The organism is Variovorax paradoxus (genome assembly GCF_030811855.1).
Classification (GTDB): domain Bacteria; phylum Pseudomonadota; class Gammaproteobacteria; order Burkholderiales; family Burkholderiaceae_C; genus Variovorax; species Variovorax paradoxus_L.
Map to the genome: position 1 here is coordinate 382,117 of NZ_JAUSRN010000001.1, position 26,559 is coordinate 408,675.

Sequence of the window (26,559 nt, forward strand, 5' to 3'; positions counted from 1 at the left end):
GAAAGACAGCCGATGACCGCCACGTTCCGGCCCGATGCCGGCCACCCTCCCCTCATCGCCACGGATGTGCTGATCGCCGGCGGCGGCCCCTGCGGCCTGATGCTCGCCAACGAGCTCGGCCGCCGCGGCATCCGCTGCCTGCTCGTCGATGCCAAGCCGGGCACCGCCTTCAACCCGCAGGCCAATGCCACGCAGGCCCGCACGATGGAGCACTTCCGCCGGCTCGGCTTCGCGCACGAGATCCGTGCGCTGGGGCTGCCGGCCGATCACCCGACGGACATCGCCTACTTCACGCGCCTGGCCGGCCATGAGCTGGCCCGCATCAGCCTGCCCACGGCCGCCGAGGCCGCGGTCAAGGTCAAGACGATGAGCGGGTCCTGGAGCGCCGCCGAGCTGCCGCATCGCGTGTCGCAGAAATTCGTCGAGCAAGCCCTGCGCCGCCATGCACAGGCCTGGCCTTCCACCGATGTGCGCTATGGCTGGCGGCTGGAGCGCTTCAGCGACGACGGTGAATCGGTGAGCGCCACGGTGCGGCCGAGCGAAGGAGGTCCTGCGCAGGACGTGGTCGCGAAGTTCCTGATCGGTGCCGACGGCGCGCGCAGTCTGGTCCGGCAACAGCTGGGCATCGAGTGGGGCGGCGTGAGCGGCATCCAGCGCGAGTTCATGGGCGGCAAGATGTTTGCCATCTACCTTCGCGCGCCCCGGTTCCTCTCTGCACTGCAATCTCCCAAGGCCTGGATGTACGTGGCCGTCAACCACGAAAGGCGTGCCTTCATGGCCTCGGTGGACGGCGTGTCCGAGTACGCCTTTCATGCGGCGCTGCGCCCCGGCGAAGACGCCGACGGCTGGACCGAGGCCGATGCGCGCCGCGTCTTTGCCGAGGCAGTGGGCGTCGACGTGCCGATCGAGATTCTCTCCATGGGCACCTGGCTTGCCGGGCACGCGCTGGTGGCGCAGCGCTTCCAGCAGGGCCGGGTCTTCATTGCGGGCGATGCGGCCCACCTGTTCACGCCCACCGGCGGGCTGGGCTACAACACGGCCGTCGAGGATGCGGTCAACCTGAGCTGGAAGCTCGCGAGCGTGATCCGCTGCCAGGCACCGCTGGCGCTGCTCGACAGCTACGAAGCCGAGCGCAGGCCACTGGCCGAACGCAACACCGGCTACGCGCGCAAGTTCGCCGACTCGGTGGGGCTCTTCGCGGCAAAGCCCGAACTGGAAGAAACCTCCGTGCGGGGCGATGCCGAGCGCAAGCTCGCGGGCCTGCACTTTGATGCGCATGCCCGGCTCGAATTCAATATTCCGGGCGTGACCTTCGGCGGCCGGTACGACGGCTCGCCGATCATCCTCGGCGATGGCGCCGTGCTGCCGCCGGACGAGCCGAATGCCTACACACCCACCGCCAGTCCGGGCGGCCGGCCACCGCATGCGTGGCTCGATGACGGACGCTCGTTGTTCGACCTGTTCCACGCCGAATGGACCCTGCTCGCGCTGGGGCCTGATGCCCCCGCTACCGAGGCCTTCGAAGCCGCGGCCCGGGCTCTGGAAATGGATCTGCGCGTCGTGCGGCTGCCGCAGCCGTCCCTGCGTGAACTCTATGAAGCGCCGCTTGCCCTGATCCGACCGGACCAGATCGTCGCGTGGCGCGGTGCAGCCGTGGACGATGCAGCAAGTGTGCTGTCTCGCGTCACGGCCCGGTCTTTCGCCGGAGCGCCACACGCCACGTCAATACCTTCAACAACAATCTCCGTCGATGCGACGAGAGGAGCCCCGTCATGAAAGTCAGCACCCCGCTTCTTCGTCTCGCCGTCCTTGCAATCGCCTTGGCGATGGCTCCTTCGGCATTCGCGCAGGCTTGGCCGACCAAGCCGGTCCGCCTGGTGGCGGCATTTCCGCCGGGCACCCCGGGTGACGTGATCGCCAGGTTGATACAGCCGGCCCTTCAGGCCGCCTGGAATCAGCCGGTCGTTATCGAGAACAAGACAGGTGCCGGAGGCAACCTGGCCGCCGGGGAAGTCGCGCAAGCCAAGGATGGCCACACACTGCTCGTCGGGCCCGACACGATCCTCACCATCAATCCCCATCTGTACAAGAAGCTGGGCTTCGATCCGAAGGCTTCGCTCAAGCCGGTGACCTACTTCGCGAGTTTCAATCAGTTGCTGGTGTGCAACCCAACCGCCGAAGTTCCATCGCTCGCAAAGTTCATCCAGTTGCCATCCACCCGGCTGTATGCCTCCGGCGGCGCGGGCTCGCCAAGCCACATGGCCATGGAGATGCTGCTGGCCACGACCGGAACCAGGCTCACCCATGTGCCCTACAAGGGTCCCGGCCCCGCCGCGCAGGACGTGATGGGCGGCCATGTGGACTGCGGCTTCATCGTCTCCTCCGTCGTTCTGCCGCATGTCCAGAGCGGGCGGCTGCGCGCGATCGCCGTCTCCGGAAAGGAAAGATCGGGCCTGCTGCCCGGCGTGCCGACGGTTGCCGAGAGCGGACATCCAGGTTTCGATGCCACCTTCTTCGAGACCTTGGCCGCACCGTCGAGCTTGCCAGCCGCTACCGTCGAGAAAATCCAGCGCGACGTGCGTGCCGCGCTCCAGGCTCCGGCCGTGAAAGCACGTCTGGCGGAGATGGACCTGCGTGTCGAGGACTACAGCACGCCGGAGGCTCAACGGCGCAGCCAGGAGGACTTCGCCAAGTGGGGTACGGTCGCGCAGCGGACCCAACTGCAACTGGACTGAAGGAAAGTCGTCATGCGCAATCTGAACCATCACACCATCACCGACGCCGTGCTTGCGCGGCAGGCGCAGGCGCCTGACCCGCGGCTCAAGCGCATCATGGACAGTCTCGTGCAGCACCTGCATGCCTTTGCTCGCGAGGTGGAACTGACCGAAGAAGAGTGGTTCAGGGGCATCGAATTCCTGACCCGCTGCGGCCACATCACCGACGACAAGCGCCAGGAGTTCATCCTGCTGTCGGACGTGCTGGGCCTGTCGATGCTGACGGTGGCGCAGAACAACGACAAGCCTGCCGGCTGTACCGAGGCGACCGTGTTCGGCCCGTTCCACGTGGAAGGGGCACCTCACTACGAACTCGGTGCGGACATCTCCAACGGTGCGCACGGCATCCCGTGCCTGGTACGCGGCACGGTGCGCGGCATCGCCGGAGAGCCGGTCGCCAACGCCCGCATGGACGTGTGGCAATCGGACGAAGACGGCCTGTATGACGTGCAGCATGCGGAGATCGATCATGCGCAGGCGCGCGGCATCGTGCACGCCGACAGCGAGGGCCGCTACCACTTCCGCTCGATCCTCGCCGTTCCCTACGCCATTCCGCACGATGGCCCGGTGGGCGATCTGCTGAAGGCCACCGGCCGGCATCCGTGGCGTCCCGCGCACCTGCACTTCCTGATCGAGGCGGATGGCTACGAGAAGCTGATCACGCACGTCTTCCGCAGCGACGATCGCTACCTGGATTCGGACGCCGTGTTCGGTGTGCGCCAGTCGCTGATCGCCGACTGGAAGCAGCAAGCCGATGGCTCCTACGTCGTTGAATATGACTTCGTGCTGAACAAGCGGGACGCTGCGGATGCCTGACATCTCGCCTTCGTCAACAACTGCAAAGGACGCGCAATGATTCGGCACATCGTCATGTGGGACGTGAGCGGCGACACGGCCGAAGAAAAGCAGCGAAACATGGACCGCATTCAAAGCGGCTTCCATGGCCTGCGCGGCTGCATTCCCGGGTTGCTCCACCTGGAGATCGGTATGGATGCCAGCAACGTTGACTATGCCTGCGACGTCGTGTTGTACAGCGAGTTCGAATCCTGGGAAGCATTGGCCGCGTATGCGGTGCATCCGGAACATCTGCGGGTACGCGACGAACTGCCTGGCGTCCGCATCGCCCGGCATCAGGTGGATTACGAAGTCCGGGCCGGCCGAGCCTGGGCTGAGCGCGACATGGCGGGGATCGCATGAAGGCCTTCGTCTACAACAGCCAGCCGTCCCGGGTGGTGTTCGGCGCCGGGAGCTTGGTGCATCTCGAGCGCGAGATCGAACTGCTCGGGGCGCGCCGTGCGCTGGTGCTGTGCACGCCCGAGCAGCAGGGGCAGGCGCGGATGGTGGCCGAGCGTCTCGGTGGCCGCGCGGCGGGCATTTTTGCGCGCGCCGTCATGCATGTGCCCATTGAGACGGCGCGCGAGGCCCGTGACGAGGCGCACCGCCTAGGCGCAGACTGCGCCGTTGCCATCGGCGGTGGTTCGACCACCGGCTTGGGCAAGGCCATCGCACTCGACTCCGGTTTGCCGATTCTTGCGATTCCCACGACCTACGCAGGGAGCGAGATGACGCCCATCTACGGCATCACCGAGGGCGGCTTGAAGAAGACCGGCAAGGACGCGCGGGTGCTGCCTCGCACCGTGATCTACGACCCGGAGCTCACGCTGACGCTGCCCGTGGCCATGAGTGTTACGAGCGGCATGAATGCGATTGCACACGCGGTCGAAGGTCTGTACGCGCGCGACGGCAATCCCGTGATGGACCTGATGGCCGAGGAAGGCATTCGCGCACTGGCCAGGGCGTTGCCGGCCATCCGCCGGCGCAGCGACGACATCGATGCGCGCGCAGATGCGCTGTATGGCGCGTGGCTGTGCGGCACGGTGCTTGGCAATGTGGGCATGGCGCTGCACCACAAGCTGTGCCACACGCTGGGCGGCAGCTTCAATCTGCCTCATGCCGAGGTGCACACGGTGGTGCTGCCTCAGGCCATCGCCTTCAACGCGCCAGCGGCGCCTGAAGCCATGTCCCGCATCCAGCGCGCACTCGGGGGAGCAGCGCAGAGCAGCGCCGCGGCGAGCCTGTTCGATCTGGCGAGAGACAACGGGGCGCCGGTGGCGCTGCGCGACATCGGCATGAAGGAGGATGATCTCGACCCTGCGGCAGATATCGTCGTGAGCAATCCGTACTGGAACCCCCGAGACGCCGGCTTGGCACAGCGCGGTGAGATCAGGCAACTCCTCCGGAACGCCTTCGATGGCGTCCGACCTGCGTAGGCTCTTACCTGTTGTGGTCCAACACAGGTCAACGAATCATTGGCGACCCCGACCAAGCTCGGACCATCGGCATCATCAGGCCAGCAGTTCGGCAGAGGCGCCGGCAGCTTCAGCCGAACGCCGGCGCAAGGCCATCCCAGCACAGGTACTTCACCTCAAGGAATTCCTCGATGCTGTGGTGCGAGCCCTCGCGCCCCAGCCCGCTCTGCTTCACACCGCTGAAGCCAGGCTGTACATGCGCCACCATCAGCCTGACCGTGAACATGCAAAGCGCCGGCCAGGAAGGCCAGTTCATTGCGGTAGCGGGGGGGCGACCGGGTTGGCCGGCAGATCGCCTTCGCCCACGCGAAGCTCTATGACGCGGAGCGCTCGCGGCTGATTGCAAGTGCGACATCGTCGCTCGCCGTCATTCGGCTGCGCCCATAAGGTGCGCCGGCCCGCCTGCTCAGACCAGTCGGTCGACTTTCGCGATCAGGGTTTCGGCGGCTTCACGGCACCGTCCCAGTGCTCGACGATCTTGCCGTTCTCGAGGCGGAACATGTCGAACCAGGTGGTCGTGTACTTTCGCGTTGCGTCCTGCGGTTCGGGGTACTCGCGCACGAAGCTCAGTATCACCGTGTCGCGCTCGGCGACGATCGAGACCAGCGGTGCCTTGATACGAGCCTCTACCGGCAAAGGCGTCGGGGTCCGTCGCGAGACGAACCCCACCATGGCCGCGCGGCCGGTAGGCACGTTGGGGTTGTGCTGGATGTAGGACTCGGCAACGTACTTGTCCGCCTGCGCCACCTGTCCCGCCTCGAAGACCTCACGCCAGAAGTCGTAGACCAGGCGCTTGTTGGCGCGCAGCGCCGGGTCGGCGCTCGCCAGGAGCTGCTCCTGGTCCACGGCCGGCTGAACAGGCACCTGCGCTGTTGCGGCGACCGGCAAGATGGCGGCAAACGCCAAGAGGAGTTGTGCAAAAAGAGGATTCTTCATGGATCAAGGCGGTTGTTGATAAGCACTGGACTGCTTCGTTATAGACGATCAGCACGGCCTTTGTCCTTGAAAACACCAATGAACATTTCATCTCGATCCGAGGCTGGCTGCGGCCAGAGGGGATATCGCCGGCCGCGCGATCGGTAGTTGCACGTGAGCTCTCGATGAGCGCCATTCGCCTCAATCCAGGGTAGCGCCAGACTGCTTCACCAGCTTTTGGTGCTTCGCCAACTCGGACTGGAGGAAGGCTGGCGCCTGGTCAGGCCCTGTGTTGAGCACCGTGAGGCCTTGACCGGCGATGACGTTTCTTGCTTCGGGCGACACCAGGGCCTCTCGCACCGCCGCGGCATAGCTGTCGACAGTGGGCTTCGGCAGTCCGGCCGGACCGATCAACGCGATCCACGCGTCGAAGCTGTACTTGGGCACGCCCGACTCCATCATCGTCGGCACGTCGGGCAAGGCCGCGGAGCGCGCCGGCGTCGACACCGCCAATGCACGCAGCGCCCCGACCTTGATCTGCGGGGCGACCTGCGAGATCGAAACGAATGCGAGTTGCACCTGCCCGCCGATCAGATCGGTGATGAGCGGCCCGGTGCCGCGATAGGGCACGTGCTTCATGTCGATGCCGGTCTCGCTCACCATCAGTTCCCCCGCCAGGTGGAGCACGCTTCCGTTGCCGGCGGATCCATAGTTGAGCTTGCCGGGATTGGCCTTGGCATAGGCCAGCAGCTCCTTCACGCTCTTCACCGGAAGCGCGTTGTTCACCACCAGCACGACGGGCACGGTGGCCAATACCGCGATGGGCGTGATGTCCTTCATGCTGTCGTAGGGAATCGTCTTGTAGATGCCTGGATTGATGACGTGGTTGGACGACACCATGCCGAGCGTGAGCCCATCCTTGGGGGCCTTCACGATCTGGGCGGTGCCCGGAATGCCCCCGGCGCCGACGACGTTCTCCACCACGATCGGATGGCCGGTCGCGCGTCCGAACGCTGGCGCGACCGCGCGGGCGACCGCATCGACCGTTGAACCGGCGGCCAGTGGAACGACGACCCGTATTGGCCGGTCGGCATTCGAGGATTGCGCGGCGGCGATCAATGACGTTGCAAGCGACGCCGCAGCAAACGAAAGGGAAAAAATGGCTTTCCGAAGGGAATGTGCACGCATGGGTTTGTCTCTCTCGATTTGTTGGAATTCATGGATGGCGCGCCTGAAGCGCGGCGAACGAAACGAGTTCGCCCGCGATCGCGCTGGCCGCCACCGTGGGTGGGCTGGCGAGCCAGACCTTTCCGGGTCCGCCCCGGCCCGGGAAGTTGCGGTTGATGGCGCTCACAGTGACCTGGTCAGCCCGCACCGAACCACCCGGCCCGCAGTTGCCGCAAGCGCCGCAAGAGGGTTGAAGAATGCGCGCGCCCACGCGTTCGAACGCATCCATGTACCCGGCTGCGACGCAGTGGTCGCGCACCGCGGTCGTTCCGAACTGGAGATACAGATCCACCCCGGGCGCGACTTTGAGCCCGCGGTCCGCCGCCCACCTGAGCACCGCGTGGTAATGGTCGAAGTCTTCGCGTTTGCCGGCCGTGCACGAGCCACCGTAGGCGATGTCGATGCGCACAGGTCCATCAACGGCCGCGAGCGGCAGGCCGTTGCCGGGATCGCCCGGTGCCGCGACCATGGGGGGAATCTGCGTGCCGTCGATGAAAAGCGTGCTGGCGTAGACCGCGCCGTCGTCGCTGCGCATCCACGGCTCGATTTCGAAGTCGATGCCGCGGCGCTCGCGCAGGAAGCGCACGGTCTCGGCATCCGGCGCGACCAGGCCGGTGAAGCCGCCGAGTTCCGCCGTCATGTTGGTGAGCGTGGCGCGCTCGTCGATGGTCATGCGCCGCACCACGTCTCCCGTGAACTCGAACACATTGCCCACCCCGCCGCCCTCGCGCACGAAGGGCAGCGCGAGCAGCTGCAGCACGACGTCCTTGGCGGTCACGCCAGCGGCAAGCGTGCCATCGAGCACGATCTTCAGGGCCTGCGGCACCGTCAGCCGCACCGCTCCCGTCACGAAGGCATTCGCCATGTCCGTGGTTCCGATGCCGAAGGCCACGCAACCCAGCGCGCCGCTGTGGGGCGTGTGTGAATCCGTGCCCACCACCAGTTGGCCCGGCAGCGCGTAGTGTTCCGCCACCATGGCGTGCGAAATGCCGGCCACGTTGGTGCCGTCGTCCATCGCGGCCTGTTCTTCCGTCAGCGTGCGATGCGAGCGCAAGCCGTAGGCGGCCGCGAATTCGCGCTGCGCCTCGACCATGCGGTGAACATTCGGCACCAAACCGCCGCGTACGTGCGCGGGGCTCTCCGCGACGTAAGAGGTGTGATCTTCGAAGACGACGATGGAATCGGCGTCGTGCAACACGAGGGGTCGGCCGAATGTGGCATGGAGCATGTGCGCGGCCATGCCTGTGTAGTACTCGTGGATGAAGCGAAGGTCGGCGCGCACGAAGGCGCCGTCGCCCGGTGCTGGGTGCGCCTGCGTCAGCTCGGTGGCGAGCGCGTGGCGCGCCACGATCTTCTCGAACAGCGTGCGTGGGCGTGCGTCCTGCGCGTCGGGCGGCACCGTGATGTCGCGCATGAACTGCTGGCCGAACCGCAGCAGCCCGCCGCTCTTGAGGATCGCCGCGGCCAGCGCGTCGCGGCCGGCCACCAGGTCTTCGACCGGAATGGCCTCACCCGCGCGGATGCGCGCCACCAGGCCGAAGTCGGTCGAGGTGAACAAGCCAATGTTGTCGGCGTTCTGCCGGTACAGGCGCTCGAAGCTTTCGGCGATGACGAGCCGCACGCCGGCCGCCTTCTCGGCGGTCGGGCTGTGCTCGCGCGACGAGCCCTTTCCATAGCGCCTGCCCGCGACCACGACCTCGATGCCCGACGCGCGAATGGCATCGGTGCCGATGGGAAATGCCTCGCCGGCCTTGAAGCCCGTGTACGGGTAACGGCCCAGTTTGTCGTCGTAGTGCGTGAGGATCGGCAGCGGCGTGATCTCGTCGGTCGAAACATCGTCACGCAACGGCAACGCATCGGCGAGTTCGAGAGGTTCTCCCTGCAAGCTCTGTTCGACCATACGTGGGGAACAGCTCAGGAAGAGAATGCGCGGCTTGAACCGGATGCATTCGGCGCTTTCGGCGGCTGGCGTGGAGGCTGGCATGCCCCGATGTTCGCGGGCCGCGGCGGCGCCATAAAGCGCTCGTACGGCACAGGGGCTCTCACCGGCCGCGAGATCGGTGATTACCCTTGGAGACTCTCGATGAGCGCCGCAACTGCGCGGGGCTGCGGCGTCTTGCGCAGGGCGTAGATGTTCAGGACGCGGTCGGCCCATTCTTCCGCCAGCGGACGTCTGGCAAAGCGGTCGGTCCCCGCATAAGCCGTCACCGCGCTCCGAGGCACCACGGCGATGCCGAGGCCGGCCTCCACCATGCGGCAGACGGCGTCGAAGCTGCTGACGGTCACCTTCGGGTTGAAACGCTTGCCCAATGCCGTGGCGCGTTCGTTCAGCGACCGGTCCATCGCACCGCCCTGATGAATGCCGACCAAAGGATATTCGAGCGCACGCGCGAACGTGATGGCCTGCAGGTCCGCCAGTTCGTGGCCCGCAGGCAGAACCACAAGCAAGGGGTCGGAGGCAAAGCGCCATGAATCCATGCCCGCCGGGACCGCAACATCGGCGCCCACACCAACGTCGGCGCGATCGTCCAGACAGGCGCGCAGCACGTCGCGGGTATCCTCCTCACGCAAGGCGACCTCCACGCCAGGGTATGCCTCCATGAAGCGGTGCAAGCGCTCAGGCAAAAACCCGATGACCGAGGACATGTTGGCATGAAGGCGCACGGTGCCCCGCACTTCGCCGCCTTCGCTCTGCACTTCGCGCAACAGGGCTTGCAGTTCATCGTCGAGACGTTCGCCGCGTGCCAGCACCAGCCGGCCTGCGTCGGTCAGCGCAATGCCACGCGGCGAGCGCACGAGCAACGGCGTCTCGAATGCATGCTCCAGATCCGCAATCCTGCGGCTCAATGCCGAAGGCGCGATGTTCTCCGCGGCAGCGGCACGGACGATGGAGCCGGCGCGAGCCGCCGCCACGAACAACCTGACGCTGTAGGAATCGATTCGACGGGTCACGGTCTTCATCGGTGGGTGGACTGCAAGTGTGGCATAGAGCCTTGATGCGCCGCCTCCCACACTGCGGCCCCACGCGCCTCCTCGCAAGGCGCGGCAGAATGCGACCACCAACACGCTTCCACTCGGTGTATTGACCCCGGATACGACCGATGTAGAAGAAAGAACTGGAGACATGATGAAGCGAATCTCTTTTCGGGCGCTCGCGCTCTCGGCCTTCGCCTTGTTGACCCTGGCCCTGTCGGCGTGCACCACGGTGCCGAATGCCGGTCAGCTCGCCGCCTCCTGCGCCAGCCTCGCGGGCCATGCCATCGCGCCAGGCGCGATCGGGTTGCCCAGCGGCAAGGCCTCGGTCACCTCGGCCGTTCTCATGCCGGCCTCCGCTGCAACCGTGAACAGCGGGGCGTTCGTGCCGGCCCTTCCGCAGTTCTGCAAGGTCAGCGGCACCATCGCATCGCGCGACCCCGCGGCCCAGGCCATCAACTTCCAGTTGAACCTGCCGACCACCTGGAACGGCAAGGCGCTGCAGTACGGTGGCGGCGGCTTCAACGGGGTGCTGATCACCGGATTGGCGCCCTTGCGCGACGCAGCGCCGGACGACCCGCTGCCAGTCGCGCGGGGCTATGCGACCTTCGGCCAGGACTCCGGCCACCAGGCCTCCGCGTTCGCGCCCGGCGAGCCCGGCGCCTTCGCGATGAACGACGAGATGCTCGAGAACTTCGCCTTCGCCTCCTACAAGAAGGTGAAGGATACGTCGGTGGACATCATGCGCGCGTACTACGCGCGCCCCCCGCAGCGCATGTACTACTTCGGCGGCTCTGAGGGCGGCCGCGAAGGGCTGACGATGGCGCAGCGGTTTCCGGCGGACTACGACGGCATCGTCAGCGTCGTTCCCGTGATCAACTGGACTGGCCTCTTTCATGCCTTCGTGCGCAACCAGGTACCGCAACACGCGGACTGGTTGCAGCCCGAGAAAACAGCGCTCATCGCCAAGTCCACTTCCGCCGCGTGCGACGCGCTCGACGGGCTGGCTGATGGTGTCGTGAACAACTACATGGCATGCCAGGCCCGCGTGGATCTGCAGCCCCTGCGCTGCCCAGGCGGCAGTGACGCAGGCGTGCACTGCCTCTCCGATGCCGAGCTGCGACTGATGCGCGCCATCCACTCGCCGTATGAGTTTTCTTTCCCCATCGCCAACGGCCTGACGGCGTATCCGCCATGGCTCTATGGGCACGAGGACAGCCTCGACGGTCCCTCCGCGCCCAGCATGGTGCGTTGGGTTTCCGGCACGGCGGCACCCGCGGCGCCGCCGGACGCCGCGCGCAATTCCACGCAATGGATCTATGGAAGCAACTGGATCCGCTATGCGATTGCGCGCGACAAGAACCACGATGTGCGCGGCTATCGCCCGGAGGATTTCCGTGACCGGGTGCAGAAGACCTCGGCGCTGATGGATTCCACGAACCCGGACCTGTCGGCCTTCTTCGCGCGCGGCGGCAAGCTGATCCTGCGCGAGAACGCCGCGGACCGCGCACAGAGTGCGCTCATGGGCATTCAATACCACGATGCACTCGTGGCGCGCCTGGGCGGCGCGGCGGCCGAAAGGTCGGTACGGCTTTACGTCTCACCGGGCTCGACGCATTCGGGCAACTCGCGCGCGGTTGCGGGCGGCCCGGCGGTGCCGACGATGGTGGACCTGCTCGACCCGCTGGACCGGTGGGTGAGCGCCGGCGACGCGCCCGCGAACGCCCTGGTGCAGGTCGTCAAGGCGCCCTTGCCGCCATTTGCCATGCAGGCCTCGCGCCCCATGTGCCGCTATCCGGGGTACCCGCACTACATTGGCGGCGACCGCGCGCAGGCGTCGAGCTATGAGTGCCGGCCTTCCTGAGCCGGCACTGCTGGTCAGGGGAGAAGTTCGAACTTGAGATCGGCCAGTGGTGTGACCTTTTCCTGGCGCGCCATCTTGTACTCGGTGTTGGGCCCGAGCCACTTGGCCCAGATCTTGTCGAGCTCGCCGGATTTTTCCAGCGCGTAGAGCGCGGCGTTGACCTTCGACAGCAGCACCGGCTCGTCCTTCTTCATGCCCACGCCAATGGGCTGAAGCACCATCGGCTCCGCGATCATCTTGAGCGCCACACCTTCGGTCTTCGACTGGTTGACCAGCTTGGTGATGGTCATCGTGTTCGCGACCATGCCGACCGACTTGTTCTGCTGCACCGCCATGAACGCCGATCCCGTGTCCTGGAAGGTCACCGGCTCCGAGCCGTTCATCTTGATCGACAGCTCCGAGGTCGAGCCCTTGGTCGAGCTCAGGCGCTTGCCCTTGAAGTCGGCCTTGCTGGTGCCCGGGTCGGAAGCCTTCACCGCCAGCATTTCCTTGGCCACGTAGTACGGGTCGCTGAACTGGATCTGGTCGCCGCGGCTCTTGGTGTAGGCCAGGTTGGCAATGGTCACGTCGACGCGGCCGAGCTTGACCTCGGGCACCCGCGCCTCCACCGACAGCGGCGTGACCTTGGCCGTCAAGCCGAGCTCCTTGGCGAGCGCGTGGCACAGGTCGACGTCGTGGCCCACCATCTCGCGCGTCTTGGGATCAGGAGCGGCGAAGGGCGGCACGTCGGCGAAGGTGCCGCAGCGCAGTTCCTTGCGTTGGCTGATGTCGCTCCACTGGTCGGCGTGGGCCAGGAAAGGCGCGGCGCAAAAGCAGGCGCCAATGGCGGCAAGACGGAAAGCGGTTCTGTTCGACATGCTGGACTCCTGAGGAAATTCGAGGGGGATGAAGAAAGCGACGATCAATCAGTGCGCGCGCAAGTCCGACAGGAAGCGCTGCGCGCGCGGATGCTGCGGGCTGGTGAAAAAGGTCTCGGGGTCGGCCTTTTCGAGAATGCGGCCCGCGTCCATGAACCAGACGCGGTCGGCCACCTCGCGGGCGAAGTTCATCTCGTGCGTGACGCACATCATGGTCATGCCGTCGTTGGCAAGGCCGCGCATGACCGACAGCACCTCGCCCACCATTTCGGGGTCGAGCGCGCTGGTGGGTTCGTCGAACAGCATGGCGGGCGGCTCCATGGCCAGTGCACGGGCAATCGCCACGCGCTGCTGCTGCCCGCCCGAGAGCTGGGCCGGGTAGGCGCCGGCCTTGTTCGACAGGCCCACGCGCTCGAGCAGCTGCGCCGCCCGCTCCTTCGCCTCGGCCCGCTTCACGCCCAGCACGCGCATGGGCGACAGCATGATGTTCTCCAGCACCGAGAGATGCGGAAACAGGTTGAAGCTCTGGAACACGAAGCCGATGCGGCTGCGCAGCTTGTTGAGCGCCGCGCTGCTCATCGGCGCATGGATGTCGTGGCCGTCGAACAGAAGCTGCCCCGACTTCACTTCCTCCAGACGGTTGACGGTGCGGATCAGCGTGGACTTGCCGGAGCCCGAAGGCCCGCAGACCACCACGACCTCGCCCTTCTTCACCTCGGCGTTGACGTCGGCGAGCGCCTGGTAGTCGCCATACCACTTGTTGATGTTGGAGAACAGGATCATGGTGTCATCCCCTGCGGGATGTGGAACGGGGTTCATGGATCTGTCTCCTTGTGTTCCTGTCGATGGCCGTCGAACGCAGCCTCACGGATTCGCCGCTACCGGAGGCGGCAGCGAGACACCGTCTTGGGATGCGTTCACGGAGGCGGCGCCGAGCCGCTTGTGTGCGATGCGCCGCTCCAGCCATTGCGTGAGCTGCGTCAGGCTGAAGCAGACGACGTAGTACGTCATCGCCAGAATGAAGAACACCTGGAACGGCTTGGTCAGCAGCTGGTTGTTGATCTGGTTCGCCGCGAAGGTCAACTCCTGCACGTTGATCACGTAGCCCAGCGTGGTCTCCTTGATGGTGGAGATGAACTGGCTCAGCATGCTCGGCAGCATGTTGTAGAGCGCCTGCGGCAGGATCACGAACCACATGGTGCCCAGGTGGCTGTGGCCGAGCGCGCGCGCCGCCTCGGTCTGTCCTTTGGGCAGCGCCTGGATCCCGGCGCGCACCACCTCCGACAGGTAGGCGCCCTCGTAGATCACCAGCGTGCACAGCATGGTGGTGAAGCCGGACACGTCGCGCCCGATCAGGATCGGCACCAGGAAGTAGACCCAGAGGATCACCATCAGGAGCGGCACGCCGCGCACCACGTAGACCAGCACCGTGGCCGGCCAGCGCAGCAGCCGCCAGGGCGACAGCCGCGCGAGCGCCAGCAGCACCGACAGTGGAAACGCCAGCACGATGCCCAGCACCGACAGGATCAGCGTGGCAACGATGCCGCCGAGCGGCCCGCTCGGATACTGGCCGACGAGCAGCAGCAGCCAGTTGTCGCGCAGGATTTCAAAGACACTGAACATGGCTTGCTACCTCGCTTGGGCGATGCGGTAGCGCCGCGACAGCCAGCCGCCCACCGCCATGATGAGCAGCGAACACACCAGGTACAGCACCGTCGCCATGCTGTAGGCCTCGAAGGTGCGAAAGCTCTGGCTCTCGATTTCCTTGACCGCATGGGTCAGCTCGGCCACGCCGATCGCCATGGCCAGGCTGCTGTTCTTGAACAGCGAGACGCTGTGATTCACCAGGGCCGGCACTGCATTGCGGATGGCCTGCGGCAGCATCACATGGCGCATCGAACCGATGTAGCCATGGCCGAGCGCGCGCGCGGCCTCGGCCTGCCCAGCCGGGATGGAGCGCAGGCCCGAGCGCAAGTCTTCGCTGAAATAGGCGGCTTGGCAAAGGCCGAGCGCGACGATCGAGAGAATCGTCTCCGCGTTGTGCGTCGACAGCCAGCCCTGCAGCGCATCGGGCAGCAGGCTGAAGATGCCGAAGTACCAGAGCATGAGCTGCACCAGCGTCGGCACGTTGCGGTGATAGGAAACGTAGCCGGCCACCACGCGCTCGGCCAGCCGGTTCGGCGTGAGGCGCACGACCAGCAGCACGACCGCCATGGCCATGGCCAGCAGCCAGGAACCGGCAGCGATCTTCAGCGTCTCCTGCAGTCCGTGCCAGAGCATCGCACCGAACTCCGGCTTCAGCAGGATCGCCAGCAGGTCGAAGTCCTTCATGCGCTGCTCCTTGACATTGGCCGTGCAGTGAGCTCAGGCCTGCGGCGTTTCCGGCCGCGCGGTCGAGAGCCCGCCGGGCACCTGCAGCGTGGGCGTGATTTCCATGTGGCCCACGTTGACTGCAATGGGCGCCGCAATCGCGAAGGCGATGGCGTTTGCGATGTCTTCGGCCTGCGGCAGCTCGTAGCCTTCGACGAAGCGCTTATAGGTTTCTTCGGAGTCGCCATGCACGTGCGCGAAGATGTCGGTGGCCACGCGCCCCGGGCAGATCTCAGTCACCCGCACGCGCTTGCCGAAGACGTCGATGCGCAGCTGGCGCGACAGCATGCTCACGGCCGCCTTGGTCGCGTGATAGGTGCTGTTGCCGCCAAAGTTGTAGGCCGCGGCAATGGAGCTGATGTTGACCACATGGCCCCGGTCGCGCGCGGCCATGCCGGGTACCACCAGGCGGCACAGGTGCAGCACGGCGCGCAGGTTCACGTCGACCAGCAGGTCGATGCCATCGGCGTCGGCTTTGAGGATGGAGCCGGGGCGGTCCACGCCGGCGTTGTTGACCAGCACGTCGAACTCGACCTCCTGCGTGAGGCGGGTGATGCCGGCGAGGTCGCTCACGTCGATAGCGTGCGGAATGCAGCCGGTGCGCACGGCCAGTTCGCCCAGCTTGTCGGCGCTGCGCGCCAGCGCATGCACCTGAAGGCCTTCCTTGCAGAGGCGTTCGACGACGGCGGCGCCGATGCCCGAGGAGGCCCCCGTCACCAGCGCGGTCTTGTAGTCAGAGAACGGCATCTTTGTTTCTTTCGTTGGAACTGGAGATCGCTGCGTTGAATTCACTGTATCGAGCGCTTCTTCGCGGCGCCAAGACGGATTGGCTGTGGAGCGATAAGCCGCCCTTATGTTGCCCCTTGTTCGTGCGCACGACCTAGGGTAAGCACCATGTCCGGGCGCCGGAGCTACCGGTCCGACTGCTTCGAGATGGGCACCACGCGCCCCGCCTGCTCGACCACGCCGCGCACGGCGCGGGCCAGGTCCACCGCACCGGGCGTGTCGCCGTGCAGCAGGATCGAATGCGCGCGCATCGGGATCTTCCGGCCGCTGTAGCTGGTGACCGTGCCCTCCTCCAGCAACTGCCGCACACGCGCCAGCACCGCACCCTGGTCATGGATCACCGAACCGGGCAGCTTGCGCGGTACCAGCAGGCCGTCGTCGTCGCAGGCGCGGTCGGCCAGGAAGGTGGTGCGCACGCGCAGGCCGCAGCGCGCGGCGGCATCCTCGATGGCGCGGCTGGCGGACGAGCTGACGATGAGCGTCGGATCGAAATCCGCCACCGCGCGCACCAGCGGCTCGGCGAACGCGGCGTCGGCTGCGGCCATGTTGCCGAGCGCGCCGTGAAAGCTCATGTGCGTCATGCGGTGGCCGGCGGTGCGCGCCATGCCGTCCAGCGCGCTCAGCTGGTAGAGCACGTAGGCGACGAGTTCCTTCGGCTCGATCTGCATCGGCCGGCGGCCGAACCCGAGCAGGTCGGGAAAGCCCACGTGCGCCCCCACATCGACGCCCCGCGCACGCGCCATGCGCACGGTGCGATCCATGATGACCGGATCGCCCGCATGGAAGCCGCAGGCCACGTTGGCGGAAGAAACGATGTCCAGCAGCGCCTCGTCCTCGCCCATGCGCCAGGGGCCGAAGCCTTCGCCGAGGTCCGCGTTCAGGTCGATGTCCATGGGGATCCTTCTCTCTTTCGTCAGAGGGGGTGAAGCTCGACCAGCGGCGTGCCGTAGCCGACCGCAAGGCCGTCGGCCGCGTGGACGCCGTCGACGATGCCGGCCTGCGGCGCGGTCACGGGCAGCAGCAGCGGGCCGATCTTCAACAGGCCGACGGGTTGGCCGGCTTCTACGCGCTCACCGGTGCGCACCAGTGGCGCGGCGGCTAGCGGATGGCTGTGCAGGAACACGCCGACCGAGAGCGCGTGAACGGATACGAGTTCGCTCTCGACCTCGGTCACCTCGGCGGGCAGTTCCACGATGTCGTCGCCCTGCCGGCCGAGGCGCAGCATGCCTTGCGGCGTGCGCAGTTCGAGCAAGCCGATGTCGGTGTCTGCCAGCCAGGCGGCCAGCTGTGGGGTACGCAGTGCGACGTCCTGCATTTCAGCTTCTTCCGAGGCAAGGAGAGGCTTCATCTCAGTGCCGTCCTGCAGATGCAGGCGCACCGCGGTGCAGTTCCACCATGCGCGCCACCTTGTCGAGCCAGGCGCGCACTTCATCGAGGGCGGCCAGCGCTTCGTCCCAGGTGGTTTCGATGAAGCGCACGCGGCTGCCGATCGGTGCCTGGCCGAGGCGCCACATGTCGGCCTCGATGACCGTGCCGAACTTGGGGTAGCCGCCCGAGGGCTGGGCATCGCGCATCTGGATGATGGGCTGCCCGCTGTGCGGCACCTGGATCACGCCCGGCACGATGCCGTGCGAACGCAGCTCCATCGGCGCGATGGGACGCAGCGCCTCTCCCTCCAGGCGGTAGCCATAGCGGTCGCTCTGCGAGGTGATCTTCCATTCGCCGGCCCAGAAGGCGGCGCGCGACGCGGGCTCGAAGCCCATGTATTCGGCTGCGGGCAAGACGCGCACCGCCGCCACGCCATCCCTCTGCAGCGGCAATGCGAGCGCGGGCGGCACCAGGCCGAAGCCGGTCTTGCACGCAGCGCCCGCGCCTGCCGCGCGCAGCACGTCGCCGCGGCGCAGCGCGCGCCCTTCGTGGCCACCGAAGGCGCCGCGCAGCTGCGTGCTGCGCGAACCCAGCACTTCGGGCACGTCGACCCCGCCGGCCAGGCACAGCATGGCGCGGCTGCCGCGCTGCGCGCCGCCTTGCGGAAGGCCCAGCGTCAGCACCTGTCCCGCGCGTGCCTGGTGCACCCACCAGGGCAGCAGCGGCTGATCGTCCAGCCGAGCCGCGCAATCGGCGCCAGTCAGCGCAAATGCGCAGTCCTCGCCGAAGCGCACCTTGAAGGGAAACACCGGCACTTCGATGGCCGCCGCATCGAGCGCATTGCCCAGCAGCAGGTTGCCGGCCGCGAGCGCCAGGTTGTCCATGGCGCCCGAGGTGCCGACGCCCCAGCGCAGGCTGCCGTTGCGCCCCAGGTCCTGCACGGTGGCGAGCGCGGCCGAGGAAAGCACTTCGATCATCGGACGATGCCCTCCACGCGGAAACGGATCATGTCGCCCGGCTGCAGCGCCGCCGGCGGGTCTTGCGCGGGATCGAAGAAAGACATCGAAGTGCTGCCGATGGTGTTCCAGCCGCTGGGCCCGGCCGAGGCCGACACGCCGGTCTGCGCGCCACCGATCGACACCGCGCCGCCCGGAATGCTCAGCACCGGCACCTTGCGCCGCGGCGTGGCGATGCGCGCGTCCATGCCGCCCAGGTAGCAGTAGCCCGGATGGCTGCCGAGCGCATACACCGGGTAGAGCGGCGCGCTGTGCAGCTCGACGATCTGCTCGATGCTGAGGCCGGTGTGGGCCACCACGTCGGCCATGTGCGGACCGCCCGCGCCGCCGTAGACCACGGGCAGCTCGACCACTCGGCCTTCCCGCGGCAGTGCGACGGCCGCGTCCCACGCATCGCGCAGGCGCGCCTCCAGGGCTTCGAGCGCGCCGAGGCCGCGCGGCGGACGCAGAAAGGTCAGCATCAGGTTGTTCATGCCCGGCACGGCTTCGCGAATCTCCGGCCAGGCCTGCGCCTCGTGCGCCAGCGCCCAGATGCGTTGCTGCGAGTTCAGGTTCATCTCGCCGGGCGCCTCGAAGAGCAGCGCGGTCGTGCCCAGCAGGCTGAGGGATGGGCGCTGCGCGATCACGCTGCGTTCCTTTGCTGCAGCCAGCGTTCGAGATGATGGATGTCCACGCCGCCAACGGCAAAGCCCTCGTCGCGCAGCAGTTCGCGATGCAGCGGCACGTTGGTGGCGATGCCGTCGATGCGCATCTCGGCGAGCGCCAGGCGCATGCGGTCGAGCGCATCGGTGCGCGTGGCGCCGTGCACGATCAACTTGGCGATCATCGAGTCGTAGTAAGGCGGCACGCGGTAGCCGGCGTTGGCATGCGAATCGACGCGCACGCCGAAGCCGCCCGGCACCTGCCAGCCGGTGATGCGGCCGGGCGCGGGCGCAAAAGTGTCGGGGTTCTCGGCGTTGATGCGGCACTCGATCGAGTGGCCCTGGCACCGCACCTCGCGCTGCGCCAGCGAAAGGCGCTCGCCGCGCGCCATGCGCAACTGCTGCTGCACGATGTCTACCCCGGCGGTCATCTCGGTCACCGGGTGCTCGACCTGCAGGCGGGTGTTCATCTCGATGAAATAGAAGGCGCCCTTCTCGTAGAGGAACTCGAAGGTGCCGACGCCGCAGTAGCCGATCTGCCGGCAGGCAGCCGCGCAGCGCTCGCCCACCTCGGCCATCAGCGCGTCGTCGATGCCGGGCGCCGGCGCCTCCTCGATCACCTTCTGGTGGCGGCGCTGCAGCGAGCAGTCGCGGCTGCCCAGCCACACGGCATTGCCGTGGCTGTCGGCCAGCACCTGGATCTCGACATGGCGCGGGTGCAGCAGGAACTTCTCGATGTAGACCTCGGGGTTGCCGAAGGCCTGGCGCGCTTCCTCGCGCGTCAATGCCATCGCCTCCAGCAGCGCCGCCTCGTCGTGCACCACGCGCATGCCGCGCCCGCCGCCGCCGCCCGCCGCCTTGACGATCACTGGGTAGCCGATCTCGCGGGCGATGGCCTGCACGGCGGCCGGGTCTTCAGGCAGCCCTTCGTCGGGCCCCGGCACGCAGGGCACGCCGGCCTTGCGCATCGCGCGCTTGGCCGAAACCTTGTCGCCCATGGTGCGGATGCAGGCGGCGCTGGGGCCGATGAAGACCAGGCCGGCCTCTTCCACGCGCGCGGCAAAGCCCGCGTTCTCCGACAGGAAGCCGTAGCCCGGATGGATGGCCTGCGCCCCGCTGACTTCGGCGGCGAACAGGATGGCGGACTGGTTCAGGTAGCTCTGCCCCGGCGCGGAGGGCCCGATGCACAGCGCCTGGTCGGCCTGCGCGACGTAGCTGGCTTCGCCATCGGCCTCGGAATGCGCGACCACGGTCCGCAGGCCCAGGCCGCGGCAGGCGCGCAGGATGCGCAAGGCAATCTCGCCGCGGTTGGCAATGAGGACGGTATCGAACATCGCGCGGCCTTCCTCAAGCGAAGCGGAACAGGGGCTGCCCCGCATCCACTTCCTGGCCCGAACGCACCAGCACGGCCTGCACGGTGGCGGCGGCGTCGGCGCGGACTTCGTTGAACATCTTCATGGCCTCAATCACGCAGAGCACCTGCCCGGCCTCGACGGCCTGACCCGGCTGCACGAAGGGCGGCTCGCCGGGGGCGGGCTGCAGGTGCACCACGCCGTAGAGCGGCGCGAGGCATTCGGCCGCGGCGGCTGCCGATCGCGCCGGTTCTGCGGGCATCGCGGCGGGCCCCTTGCGCGCAGCAGCCGGACGCCGCGCGGCGGGCGCGGCCGCCAGTGCCGACTGCTTCACCAGCCGCAACGTGCTTCCGTCTTCGCTGTACTCCAGCTCCGCCAGGTCCGAAGCGGCGAGTGCGTCGATGAGCGTCTTGATCTGTTCCTGCTTCATGCCGGGCCTGCCTGTGGCGACAGAACATCCTTGGTGGCCGACGCATTCCGCGAACGCGTGACGGCAGGCATGAAAGGTAACGGGCCGCGGGCGCAATGCCCAAGACGGAATGGCTGTGCCGGGATAAGGCCGGCTTATGACGGGGCGTTACGACAGCGCGGCGAGACCGGGTTCGGGCGTGGCCGCGAAGGTGCCGGCGAGGTCGACCACCAGCTCGAGCAGGATGCTCTTCACCGCCTGCGCCGGCTCCGAAAGCGGCAGGTGGTCCGACTGGCACAGCGCCAGCGGCGCCTCGATGACCGGTTCGACGATCTGGAATTGCCAGGCACCGCAGGACGCCACCACTTCACGCGCCATCGACGCCGGCAGGATGGTGGCGCCCAGCCCGTCGGCAATGGCCGCCGTCAGGGTGAAGGCCGATTCGATCTCGGCCACCACGCGCGGCACCATGCCCGCACGCACGAAAGCCGCATCGACCAGCTTGCGCACCACGTTGTAGGGGCGCGGCAGAAAGAGCTCGATGTCGCGCAGGTCGGCCAGCTTCACCGGCTGCGCCGGCGCGGGCATCGCGGCCGGCCCCACCAGGAACAGCGGCTCCTTGAGCAGCGGCTGGAAGCTCAGGCCATGGATCGCCTTGTCGCCGTAGAGCACGGCCAGGTCCATGCGGCCGTTCATGATGAGCTCGCTCAGCGTGGTGCCGTAGTTCTCGTTCAGGTAAAGCAGGATGCCGGGGTGGCGGGCGCGCACAGTGCGCAAGAGCGGCAGCGAAAGCGCCGAGGCCGCCGTGCCGGGCGCAAGACCGACCGACACCTGGCCCGAGAGCCCTTCGCCGGCCGCTTCCATGTCCACGCGCGCCTGCTCGCACTGGCGCAGGATGATCTGTGCATGCCGGTACAGCACCTTGCCGGCCTCGGTGGGCGTGACGCCGCGCTTGGTGCGCACGAGCAGCTGCTGGCGCACCTCGCCCTCGAGCGTGGCAAGTTGCTGGCTCAGCGCCGGCTGGGCGATGAAAAGAACCTCGGCCGCCTGCGTCAGGCTGCCGATGTCCACGATCTTCACGAAATATTTGAGGCGCCGCAGGTTCACGCCTTGTCCCTCAAGCAAAAGCCGAGCCTAGCACTGCCCCTGCACGGCAGGTATAGGCGCTCACCATAAGCTGCGCCTATACGACCAGTGAAAAGTCGTCTTGGCCTCGCCTGTTCGATCTGCGTACCGTTCGGTCCATGCAATCCCAGACACAGGAAGTCATGTGACCACGTCCCGCATTGCCGCCCGCGTGCGGCGCATCAAGCCCTCGCCCAGCACATCGGCCGCCGACCGGGCCAACGAGCTGCGCCGCCAGGGCAAGTCGATTGTGAACCTGGTCGTGGGCGAGCCCGACTTCGACACGCCGCCCCACGTCCGGCAGGCCGCGGCCGCTGCCATCGAGCAAGGCGCGACGCGCTACACGCTCATGGCCGGCACGGTGGAACTGCGGCAGGCCATCGTCGCCAAACTCGAACGTGAGAACGGCCTGCGCTATGCGATGAACGAGATCATCGCCACGAGCGGCGCCAAGAGCGCGATCTACAACGCCTTTGCGATCACGCTGGAGCCGGGTGACGAGGTGATCATTCCCGCGCCCTACTGGGTGTCGTACCCCGACATGGTCCTGGCCTGCGAAGGCACGCCGGTCAGCGTGGCCTGCCCCGAAGCCAACGGCTTCAAGCTGACGCCCGCGCAGCTGGAGGCCGCGATCACGCCGCGCACGCGCTGGCTGCTGATCAACTCGCCCAGCAATCCGACCGGTGCCAGCTACACGGCTGAGGAATACCGCGCGCTCGCCGAGGTGCTGCAGCGCCATCCGCAGGTGATGGTGATGACCGACGACATCTACGAGCACATCCGCTTCGACGGCGAGGCGACGCCGCATCTGCTTGCGGTGGCGCCCGCGCTGCGCGAGCGCACGCTGGTGGTCAACGGCGTCTCGAAAACCTACGCAATGACGGGCTGGCGCATCGGCTATGCGGCCGGCCCGGCCGACCTGGTCAAGGCAATGGACACGCTGCTGTCGCAGTCCACCGGCAACTGCTGCTCGGTGAGCCAGGCGGCCGCCGCGGCCGCCTTGAACGGCGACCAGGGCTTCGTGGCCGAGAGCGTGGCCGTTTACAAGCAGCGCCGCGACCGCACGCTGGCGCTCATCAACGACATTCCCGGTCTGCGCTGCATTCCGCCGCCCGGCGCCTTCTACCTCTACATCCACTGCGGCGGCCTGATCGGCAAGACCACGCCGCAAGGCAAGCGGCTGGAAGAAGACGGCGACGTGGTGATGTACCTGCTCGAAAGCGAAGGCGTCGCCCTGGTCGCGGGCACCGCCTATGGACTGTCGCCCTACTTTCGTCTCTCGATCGCCACCGGCATCGAGACGCTCGAAGAAGGCTGCGCGCGCATCGCGCGGGCCGTGGCCGCCCTGCGCTGAGGCGCTCCTGAGTCATCGAGGAACAACATGCCCTACAAAGCCATCCGCAAGAACCCGTCGGCCGCACCGGTCGCTCCCGACATCCTCGCCGCACTGCGGGAGATCCCCGTGGCCGCGCTGAGCGACAACATGCATCGCAACATCGGCAGCACCGGCCTGCACCCCTACCACCGCCCGATGGCCAGGACCATGGCGGGCACGGCCGTCACGGCGCGATCGCGCGGGGGCGACAACCTCACGTACCTTCGCGCCCTCGAGTTCTGCCGGCCCGGCGACGTGCTGGTGATCGATGCCGGCGGCGACCTCAACAATGCGGTGGTGGGCGGCATCCTCTCGTTCTACGCCGCGCACATCGGCGTCGTGGGCGTGGTGATCGACGGCGCGATCCGCGACGTGGCCGAGGTCCGGGCGCGCGAGTTTCCGGTCTATGCCCGCGGCGTCACCCATCGCGGCCCCTACAAGGACGGGCCCGGCGAGATCAATGTTCCGGTGTCGGTCGGCGGCATGGTCGTCAATCCCGGCGACATCGTGGTCGGCGACCAGGACGGGCTGATGGCTTTCGCGCCGGACGAAGCCGCGTTGCTGATCGAAAAGGCGCGGGCGCACCTGGCGACGGAAGCGGAAACGATCCGGGCGATGAAGGAAGGCCGCTGGGATCGCGCGTTCATCGATGCGCTCGAGGCGCGCTGCGCCAACTGAATCCCGAAAAACATGAACGTCTAGTACCAAGTGTGTACAACTTGCACCAGGCCGCGCGCCAAAAGACCGGTCACAGGGGCAAGTTCTCCACCATGGCGGTGGATAAGACGGTGGAAAAGGCTGTGCGCATCGCGACAAACCGTTGCTACGCTTGGGCTGCGACGCGGCGCCTCTAAAAGCAGCACCGCACGCCGCCGTTATCGAACGGCTGCCGGCATCGACAAATCGCGTTGAAGATCGGGCCGCAGGCCTTTTTTACTGGCCGGCTCTCTGTCAGGTTTGAGGATCGGGATCACTTTCCGGAGGGCCACCCCACTCTTCCCGGGCGACCTCCGTCGGGTTTCGCGCGCCGTAGCGGGCGTACAGCTCCGCGGCTGCTTCGGCCGTTTGAGTGGCGTCGGCACAACCTTCCGCCAGCCGCGCCCATTCGGCCACAAACGCGCACCGCCATTGCTGCTGCGGATATGGATGCGTGCCGAGCACATCGAACGGCGATTTCTTTTGCTCCATGGTTCCTCCTCGTAGGCAGCCGACTTTGCGGGCCGGCTTGCCGATGACCAGTAAGACAATGGTAAGGCAACCGCCAGAAATGTGAACTTTTTACATATCGATCCAGATGGATATTGGTATCGATGGTGACGCCCGGCTGTGTTAGGAACCGTTGTGCCGCCAAGCCCCTGGCGGCACCCCGTACTCCCGCTTGAATGCGCGATTGAACGCGGCTTCCGATTCGTAGCCGACCCCTTCGGCAATACGCGCCAGGTTGCACTGGTCCTTGCGCAGCATGCCGGCGGCCAGGATCATGCGCCAGCGCGTCAGGTACTGCATGGGCGGCACGCCCACCAGCTCGGCGAAGCGGTCCGCCAGCACGCTGCGCGAGATGTGGGTTTCCTGCGCCAGCGCGTCCACGGTCCAGTTGCGCGCGGGCTCGTTGTGCATCAGCGCCAGGCAGCGGCTCACGTGCGGATCGCGCAGGCCCGCCAGCCAGCCGGGGTTGTTGGCGGGCATGGATTCGATGTAGCCGCGCAGCACTTCGGCAAACAGCACCTCCGCCACCTTGGCGGCGACCATCTCCGAGCCGGGCGTGCGCAAGGCGGCATCGGTCAACACGAAGTTGACAGACTGCTCGATCCACGGGCCGGCCGGCCTGCTGCGCAGCGGCGTGGTGAACAGGCGCGGAATATTCGCCATGACGGGATTGGGCGCGTCGCCTTCGTAGGCGAACCAGCTGCACACCAGCACGGTGCGCTCGCCGTTGCCGCCGTAGCGGATGCGTTCCAGTTCGGGCGCGCGGGGATTCACCACATGCGCCACGTCCACGGCCGCCTGGTGCAGGCCGCTGCCCAGCAGATGCGAGTCGCCATGCGGCACGGCGATCACTTCGCCGGCGTGCACGCGGATCGGTTCCCCACCCTCGACCTGGGCCCAGCATTCGCCCTGCAGCACCAGATGGCAAATGGCCAGCCGCTGCGCGCCGGGCCTGAGCAGCTGTGCCATGTCCCGGCCCTTGGGCACCTTGAAGCACCAGGGCGCATGCATGTCCCCGTTCAGGAACAGGGCGCCTTCCAGGCGAATGCTCCGCAGCACGTCCGACAAGACATCCATGGTCACCTCTCAGGCAAGCGGGGACGGAGTTTCGGTCAACAAGTCCGGAGTGGCGGGCAATACGAAGGTGCTTCGCGTCGGCACCATGGGTCTTGGTCGCCTTTGACCGATTCTAGACAGACAGGAGTCCGCCATGCCCAAATTCCTCATCGAACGGCACATCCCCGGCGCCGGCAAGTTCAGCCCGTCGGACCTGAAAGCCATCTCGCAAAAGTCCTGCGGCGTGTTGGGCAGCATGGGCCCGGAAATACAGTGGGTGCACAGCTACGTGACCGACGACCGGATCTACTGCATCTACCAGGCCACCGACGAGGCGCTGGTGCGCCGGCACGCGGAGCTTGGCGGTTTTCCGGCGGACCGGATCGACCGGGTGCACACCGTGATCGACCCGGCCACGGCCGAATGATCGGCGCGGCGCGTAGGAGAGCGACGTCAGGCAAACGCGGCAAACGCCATGGGGGCGCGCCGCCGATGCGTGCCATGTTGGCGGCGCGGATCCTTCCGCGCTGCCCATGGAGAGTCACGATGGCAGGTGTCCTGCAGAAAACCGGATTCGGCGGCCGGCCCACCGGGTTGGCCGAGCCCTATGAACCGCGGCCACGTGCGCGAGGACCTTGCCGGGAAACGCTGATCAGCCATGTTCGGCGAATCGCCGTCCACGTGGACGAGCCGAACCCGGGGCACTTTTTCTGGGTGCTCACGGAAGAATGCGACGATGCGAGCCATTGGATTGAGCTCGAGTCGGCCGACCTGTCTTACGACACATGGCTCGATGCGCTGTACGCCGGCGTCAGGGCGCTGCAGGGCTACGCGGAGGACCCGCGCATCGGCCCCCGCGCACTGGGTGAAAACGAAGATTCGAATCCGGTCGGATAGCCGGCCTGTGCTTCGCCGAATGGTTTTCTCACATAAACA

28 protein-coding genes and 1 pseudogene are annotated in these 26,559 nt (G+C 66.9%); 10 read left to right on the forward strand and 19 right to left on the reverse strand.

Features of this window, described 5'->3' with window-relative positions:
- Nucleotides 1-12: 12 nt before the first annotated feature.
- From J2X92_RS02000 to J2X92_RS02020, 5 genes are read left to right on the forward strand one after another with little or no spacing between them, the layout of a single operon-like run.
- Nucleotides 13-1,776 (forward strand): FAD-dependent oxidoreductase, encoded by a 1,764-nt coding sequence (locus tag J2X92_RS02000; protein WP_307572969.1) that lies wholly within the window; start codon nt 13-15, stop codon nt 1,774-1,776.
- Entirely contained in the window at nt 1,773-2,735 is a 963-nt protein-coding gene (locus tag J2X92_RS02005; protein WP_307572970.1) for a Bug family tripartite tricarboxylate transporter substrate binding protein, read from the forward strand. Before J2X92_RS02000 ends, J2X92_RS02005 begins: the two co-directional genes overlap by 4 nt.
- Nucleotides 2,736-2,747: 12 nt before the next feature.
- The gene (locus J2X92_RS02010; RefSeq protein ID WP_307572971.1) at nt 2,748-3,590 is read left to right on the forward strand and encodes an intradiol ring-cleavage dioxygenase; all 843 of its coding nucleotides are present in this window, start codon (nt 2,748-2,750) and stop codon (nt 3,588-3,590) included.
- A gap of 36 nt (nt 3,591-3,626) precedes the next feature.
- Complete coding sequence (locus J2X92_RS02015) at nt 3,627-3,971, forward strand: Dabb family protein (protein WP_307572972.1); 345 nt, start codon at nt 3,627-3,629, stop codon at nt 3,969-3,971.
- Nucleotides 3,968-5,044 carry a maleylacetate reductase gene (locus tag J2X92_RS02020; protein ID WP_307572974.1) on the forward strand — a complete coding sequence of 359 codons (1,077 nt, stop codon included), beginning with the start codon at nt 3,968-3,970 and terminating at the stop codon, nt 5,042-5,044. The genes J2X92_RS02015 and J2X92_RS02020 overlap by 4 nt, the downstream gene beginning before the upstream one ends.
- Nucleotides 5,045-5,153: 109 nt before the next feature.
- Here the strand turns inward: J2X92_RS02020 and J2X92_RS02025 are convergent.
- The 5 genes and pseudogenes from J2X92_RS02025 to J2X92_RS02045 all read right to left on the reverse strand — a co-directional run.
- Nucleotides 5,154-5,267 (reverse strand): annotated as a pseudogene (locus tag J2X92_RS02025) (aldehyde dehydrogenase family protein); the annotation flags it as partial.
- A 248-nt stretch (nt 5,268-5,515) separates the two neighbouring features.
- Nucleotides 5,516-6,019 carry a nuclear transport factor 2 family protein gene (locus J2X92_RS02030; RefSeq protein WP_307572975.1) on the reverse strand — a complete coding sequence of 168 codons (504 nt, stop codon included), beginning with the start codon at nt 6,017-6,019 and terminating at the stop codon, nt 5,516-5,518.
- A gap of 180 nt (nt 6,020-6,199) precedes the next feature.
- Nucleotides 6,200-7,186, reverse strand: a complete 987-nt coding sequence (locus J2X92_RS02035; RefSeq protein WP_373424772.1) for a Bug family tripartite tricarboxylate transporter substrate binding protein — start codon at nt 7,184-7,186, stop codon at nt 6,200-6,202.
- A 28-nt stretch (nt 7,187-7,214) separates the two neighbouring features.
- A complete protein-coding gene (locus J2X92_RS02040; protein ID WP_373424773.1) occupies nt 7,215-9,209 on the reverse strand; it encodes an aconitase family protein in 1,995 nt (664 codons plus the stop codon).
- Between the two features lie 80 nt (nt 9,210-9,289).
- The gene (locus J2X92_RS02045) at nt 9,290-10,186 is read right to left on the reverse strand and encodes a LysR substrate-binding domain-containing protein (protein WP_307573830.1); all 897 of its coding nucleotides are present in this window, start codon (nt 10,184-10,186) and stop codon (nt 9,290-9,292) included.
- Between the two features lie 166 nt (nt 10,187-10,352).
- Between J2X92_RS02045 and J2X92_RS02050 the strand changes: the two genes are divergently transcribed.
- A complete protein-coding gene (locus J2X92_RS02050) occupies nt 10,353-12,062 on the forward strand; it encodes a tannase/feruloyl esterase family alpha/beta hydrolase (protein ID WP_307572976.1) in 1,710 nt (569 codons plus the stop codon).
- A gap of 14 nt (nt 12,063-12,076) precedes the next feature.
- On the opposite strand, the gene J2X92_RS02055 is transcribed toward J2X92_RS02050, so the two are convergent.
- The 12 genes from J2X92_RS02055 to nac form a co-directional block, all read right to left on the reverse strand.
- A complete protein-coding gene (locus J2X92_RS02055) occupies nt 12,077-12,919 on the reverse strand; it encodes an ABC transporter substrate-binding protein (RefSeq protein ID WP_307572977.1) in 843 nt (280 codons plus the stop codon).
- Nucleotides 12,920-12,967: 48 nt separating this feature from the next.
- A complete protein-coding gene (locus tag J2X92_RS02060) occupies nt 12,968-13,702 on the reverse strand; it encodes an amino acid ABC transporter ATP-binding protein (RefSeq protein WP_307573832.1) in 735 nt (244 codons plus the stop codon).
- 81 nt (nt 13,703-13,783) lie between these two features.
- On the reverse strand, nt 13,784-14,542 hold the full coding sequence (locus tag J2X92_RS02065) for an amino acid ABC transporter permease (RefSeq protein ID WP_307572978.1): 759 nt from the start codon (nt 14,540-14,542) through the stop codon (nt 13,784-13,786).
- 6 nt (nt 14,543-14,548) lie between these two features.
- Nucleotides 14,549-15,250 carry an amino acid ABC transporter permease gene (locus J2X92_RS02070; RefSeq protein WP_307572980.1) on the reverse strand — a complete coding sequence of 234 codons (702 nt, stop codon included), beginning with the start codon at nt 15,248-15,250 and terminating at the stop codon, nt 14,549-14,551.
- A 33-nt stretch (nt 15,251-15,283) separates the two neighbouring features.
- Nucleotides 15,284-16,036, reverse strand: coding sequence for an SDR family oxidoreductase (locus J2X92_RS02075; protein ID WP_307572981.1), 753 nt, complete (start codon nt 16,034-16,036; stop codon nt 15,284-15,286).
- 164 nt (nt 16,037-16,200) lie between these two features.
- Nucleotides 16,201-16,968: a LamB/YcsF family protein gene (locus J2X92_RS02080; protein WP_307572982.1), complete on the reverse strand. Its 768-nt coding sequence runs from the start codon at nt 16,966-16,968 to the stop codon at nt 16,201-16,203.
- Nucleotides 16,969-16,988: 20 nt separating this feature from the next.
- Nucleotides 16,989-17,423, reverse strand: a complete 435-nt coding sequence (locus tag J2X92_RS02085) for an acetyl-CoA carboxylase biotin carboxyl carrier protein (RefSeq protein WP_307572984.1) — start codon at nt 17,421-17,423, stop codon at nt 16,989-16,991.
- 1 nt (nt 17,424) lies between these two features.
- Nucleotides 17,425-18,420: a 5-oxoprolinase subunit C family protein gene (locus tag J2X92_RS02090; protein WP_307572986.1), complete on the reverse strand. Its 996-nt coding sequence runs from the start codon at nt 18,418-18,420 to the stop codon at nt 17,425-17,427.
- The gene (pxpB, locus tag J2X92_RS02095; protein ID WP_307572987.1) at nt 18,417-19,085 is read right to left on the reverse strand and encodes a 5-oxoprolinase subunit PxpB; all 669 of its coding nucleotides are present in this window, start codon (nt 19,083-19,085) and stop codon (nt 18,417-18,419) included. The genes J2X92_RS02090 and pxpB overlap by 4 nt, the downstream gene beginning before the upstream one ends.
- A complete protein-coding gene (gene accC, locus J2X92_RS02100; RefSeq protein ID WP_307572989.1) occupies nt 19,082-20,434 on the reverse strand; it encodes an acetyl-CoA carboxylase biotin carboxylase subunit in 1,353 nt (450 codons plus the stop codon). The genes pxpB and accC overlap by 4 nt, the downstream gene beginning before the upstream one ends.
- A gap of 13 nt (nt 20,435-20,447) precedes the next feature.
- Nucleotides 20,448-20,882 carry an acetyl-CoA carboxylase biotin carboxyl carrier protein gene (locus tag J2X92_RS02105; RefSeq protein ID WP_307572990.1) on the reverse strand — a complete coding sequence of 145 codons (435 nt, stop codon included), beginning with the start codon at nt 20,880-20,882 and terminating at the stop codon, nt 20,448-20,450.
- A gap of 147 nt (nt 20,883-21,029) precedes the next feature.
- Nucleotides 21,030-21,968 (reverse strand): nitrogen assimilation transcriptional regulator NAC, encoded by a 939-nt coding sequence (nac, locus tag J2X92_RS02110; protein ID WP_307572991.1) that lies wholly within the window; start codon nt 21,966-21,968, stop codon nt 21,030-21,032.
- A gap of 163 nt (nt 21,969-22,131) precedes the next feature.
- On the opposite strand from nac, the gene J2X92_RS02115 reads away from it, so the two are divergent.
- Nucleotides 22,132-23,340 (forward strand): aspartate transaminase, encoded by a 1,209-nt coding sequence (locus J2X92_RS02115; protein WP_307572992.1) that lies wholly within the window; start codon nt 22,132-22,134, stop codon nt 23,338-23,340.
- A 27-nt stretch (nt 23,341-23,367) separates the two neighbouring features.
- Nucleotides 23,368-24,039, forward strand: a complete 672-nt coding sequence (locus tag J2X92_RS02120; RefSeq protein WP_307572993.1) for an RraA family protein — start codon at nt 23,368-23,370, stop codon at nt 24,037-24,039.
- A 273-nt stretch (nt 24,040-24,312) separates the two neighbouring features.
- Here J2X92_RS02120 and J2X92_RS02125 read toward each other — a convergent pair whose 3' ends face one another.
- Together J2X92_RS02125 and J2X92_RS02130 are read right to left on the reverse strand one after the other, a co-directional pair.
- On the reverse strand, nt 24,313-24,549 hold the full coding sequence (locus J2X92_RS02125) for a hypothetical protein (RefSeq protein ID WP_307572995.1): 237 nt from the start codon (nt 24,547-24,549) through the stop codon (nt 24,313-24,315).
- A gap of 141 nt (nt 24,550-24,690) precedes the next feature.
- Nucleotides 24,691-25,644: an AraC family transcriptional regulator gene (locus J2X92_RS02130; protein WP_307572997.1), complete on the reverse strand. Its 954-nt coding sequence runs from the start codon at nt 25,642-25,644 to the stop codon at nt 24,691-24,693.
- Between the two features lie 133 nt (nt 25,645-25,777).
- Between J2X92_RS02130 and J2X92_RS02135 the strand changes: the two genes are divergently transcribed.
- Nucleotides 25,778-26,050 carry a DUF4242 domain-containing protein gene (locus J2X92_RS02135; protein ID WP_307572998.1) on the forward strand — a complete coding sequence of 91 codons (273 nt, stop codon included), beginning with the start codon at nt 25,778-25,780 and terminating at the stop codon, nt 26,048-26,050.
- Between the two features lie 119 nt (nt 26,051-26,169).
- On the forward strand, nt 26,170-26,520 hold the full coding sequence (locus tag J2X92_RS02140) for a hypothetical protein (protein WP_307572999.1): 351 nt from the start codon (nt 26,170-26,172) through the stop codon (nt 26,518-26,520).
- Nucleotides 26,521-26,559: the final 39 nt, after the last annotated feature.

What these genes read in the sequence shown, in the direction of transcription:
- J2X92_RS02080 (WP_307572982.1), bottom strand. Translation starts at nt 16,968, where the DNA reads ATGGACATCGACCTGAACGCGGACCTCGGCGAAGGCTTCGGCCCCTGG.
- J2X92_RS02010 (WP_307572971.1), top strand. Translation starts at nt 2,748, where the DNA reads ATGCGCAATCTGAACCATCACACCATCACCGACGCCGTGCTTGCGCGG.
- J2X92_RS02090 (WP_307572986.1), bottom strand. Translation starts at nt 18,420, where the DNA reads ATGATCGAAGTGCTTTCCTCGGCCGCGCTCGCCACCGTGCAGGACCTG.
- J2X92_RS02060 (WP_307573832.1), bottom strand. Translation starts at nt 13,702, where the DNA reads ATGATCCTGTTCTCCAACATCAACAAGTGGTATGGCGACTACCAGGCG.
- J2X92_RS02070 (WP_307572980.1), bottom strand. Translation starts at nt 15,250, where the DNA reads ATGAAGGACTTCGACCTGCTGGCGATCCTGCTGAAGCCGGAGTTCGGT.
- J2X92_RS02030 (WP_307572975.1), bottom strand. Translation starts at nt 6,019, where the DNA reads ATGAAGAATCCTCTTTTTGCACAACTCCTCTTGGCGTTTGCCGCCATC.
- accC (WP_307572989.1), bottom strand. Translation starts at nt 20,434, where the DNA reads ATGTTCGATACCGTCCTCATTGCCAACCGCGGCGAGATTGCCTTGCGC.
- J2X92_RS02035 (WP_373424772.1), bottom strand. Translation starts at nt 7,186, where the DNA reads ATGCGTGCACATTCCCTTCGGAAAGCCATTTTTTCCCTTTCGTTTGCT.
- J2X92_RS02105 (WP_307572990.1), bottom strand. Translation starts at nt 20,882, where the DNA reads ATGAAGCAGGAACAGATCAAGACGCTCATCGACGCACTCGCCGCTTCG.
- J2X92_RS02000 (WP_307572969.1), top strand. Translation starts at nt 13, where the DNA reads ATGACCGCCACGTTCCGGCCCGATGCCGGCCACCCTCCCCTCATCGCC.
- J2X92_RS02075 (WP_307572981.1), bottom strand. Translation starts at nt 16,036, where the DNA reads ATGCCGTTCTCTGACTACAAGACCGCGCTGGTGACGGGGGCCTCCTCG.
- J2X92_RS02055 (WP_307572977.1), bottom strand. Translation starts at nt 12,919, where the DNA reads ATGTCGAACAGAACCGCTTTCCGTCTTGCCGCCATTGGCGCCTGCTTT.
- J2X92_RS02140 (WP_307572999.1), top strand. Translation starts at nt 26,170, where the DNA reads ATGGCAGGTGTCCTGCAGAAAACCGGATTCGGCGGCCGGCCCACCGGG.
- J2X92_RS02005 (WP_307572970.1), top strand. Translation starts at nt 1,773, where the DNA reads ATGAAAGTCAGCACCCCGCTTCTTCGTCTCGCCGTCCTTGCAATCGCC.
- J2X92_RS02125 (WP_307572995.1), bottom strand. Translation starts at nt 24,549, where the DNA reads ATGGAGCAAAAGAAATCGCCGTTCGATGTGCTCGGCACGCATCCATAT.
- J2X92_RS02045 (WP_307573830.1), bottom strand. Translation starts at nt 10,186, where the DNA reads ATGAAGACCGTGACCCGTCGAATCGATTCCTACAGCGTCAGGTTGTTC.
- J2X92_RS02065 (WP_307572978.1), bottom strand. Translation starts at nt 14,542, where the DNA reads ATGTTCAGTGTCTTTGAAATCCTGCGCGACAACTGGCTGCTGCTGCTC.
- J2X92_RS02040 (WP_373424773.1), bottom strand. Translation starts at nt 9,209, where the DNA reads ATGCCAGCCTCCACGCCAGCCGCCGAAAGCGCCGAATGCATCCGGTTC.
- J2X92_RS02085 (WP_307572984.1), bottom strand. Translation starts at nt 17,423, where the DNA reads ATGAAGCCTCTCCTTGCCTCGGAAGAAGCTGAAATGCAGGACGTCGCA.
- J2X92_RS02050 (WP_307572976.1), top strand. Translation starts at nt 10,353, where the DNA reads ATGAAGCGAATCTCTTTTCGGGCGCTCGCGCTCTCGGCCTTCGCCTTG.
- J2X92_RS02015 (WP_307572972.1), top strand. Translation starts at nt 3,627, where the DNA reads ATGATTCGGCACATCGTCATGTGGGACGTGAGCGGCGACACGGCCGAA.
- J2X92_RS02020 (WP_307572974.1), top strand. Translation starts at nt 3,968, where the DNA reads ATGAAGGCCTTCGTCTACAACAGCCAGCCGTCCCGGGTGGTGTTCGGC.
- J2X92_RS02120 (WP_307572993.1), top strand. Translation starts at nt 23,368, where the DNA reads ATGCCCTACAAAGCCATCCGCAAGAACCCGTCGGCCGCACCGGTCGCT.
- J2X92_RS02135 (WP_307572998.1), top strand. Translation starts at nt 25,778, where the DNA reads ATGCCCAAATTCCTCATCGAACGGCACATCCCCGGCGCCGGCAAGTTC.
- J2X92_RS02130 (WP_307572997.1), bottom strand. Translation starts at nt 25,644, where the DNA reads ATGGATGTCTTGTCGGACGTGCTGCGGAGCATTCGCCTGGAAGGCGCC.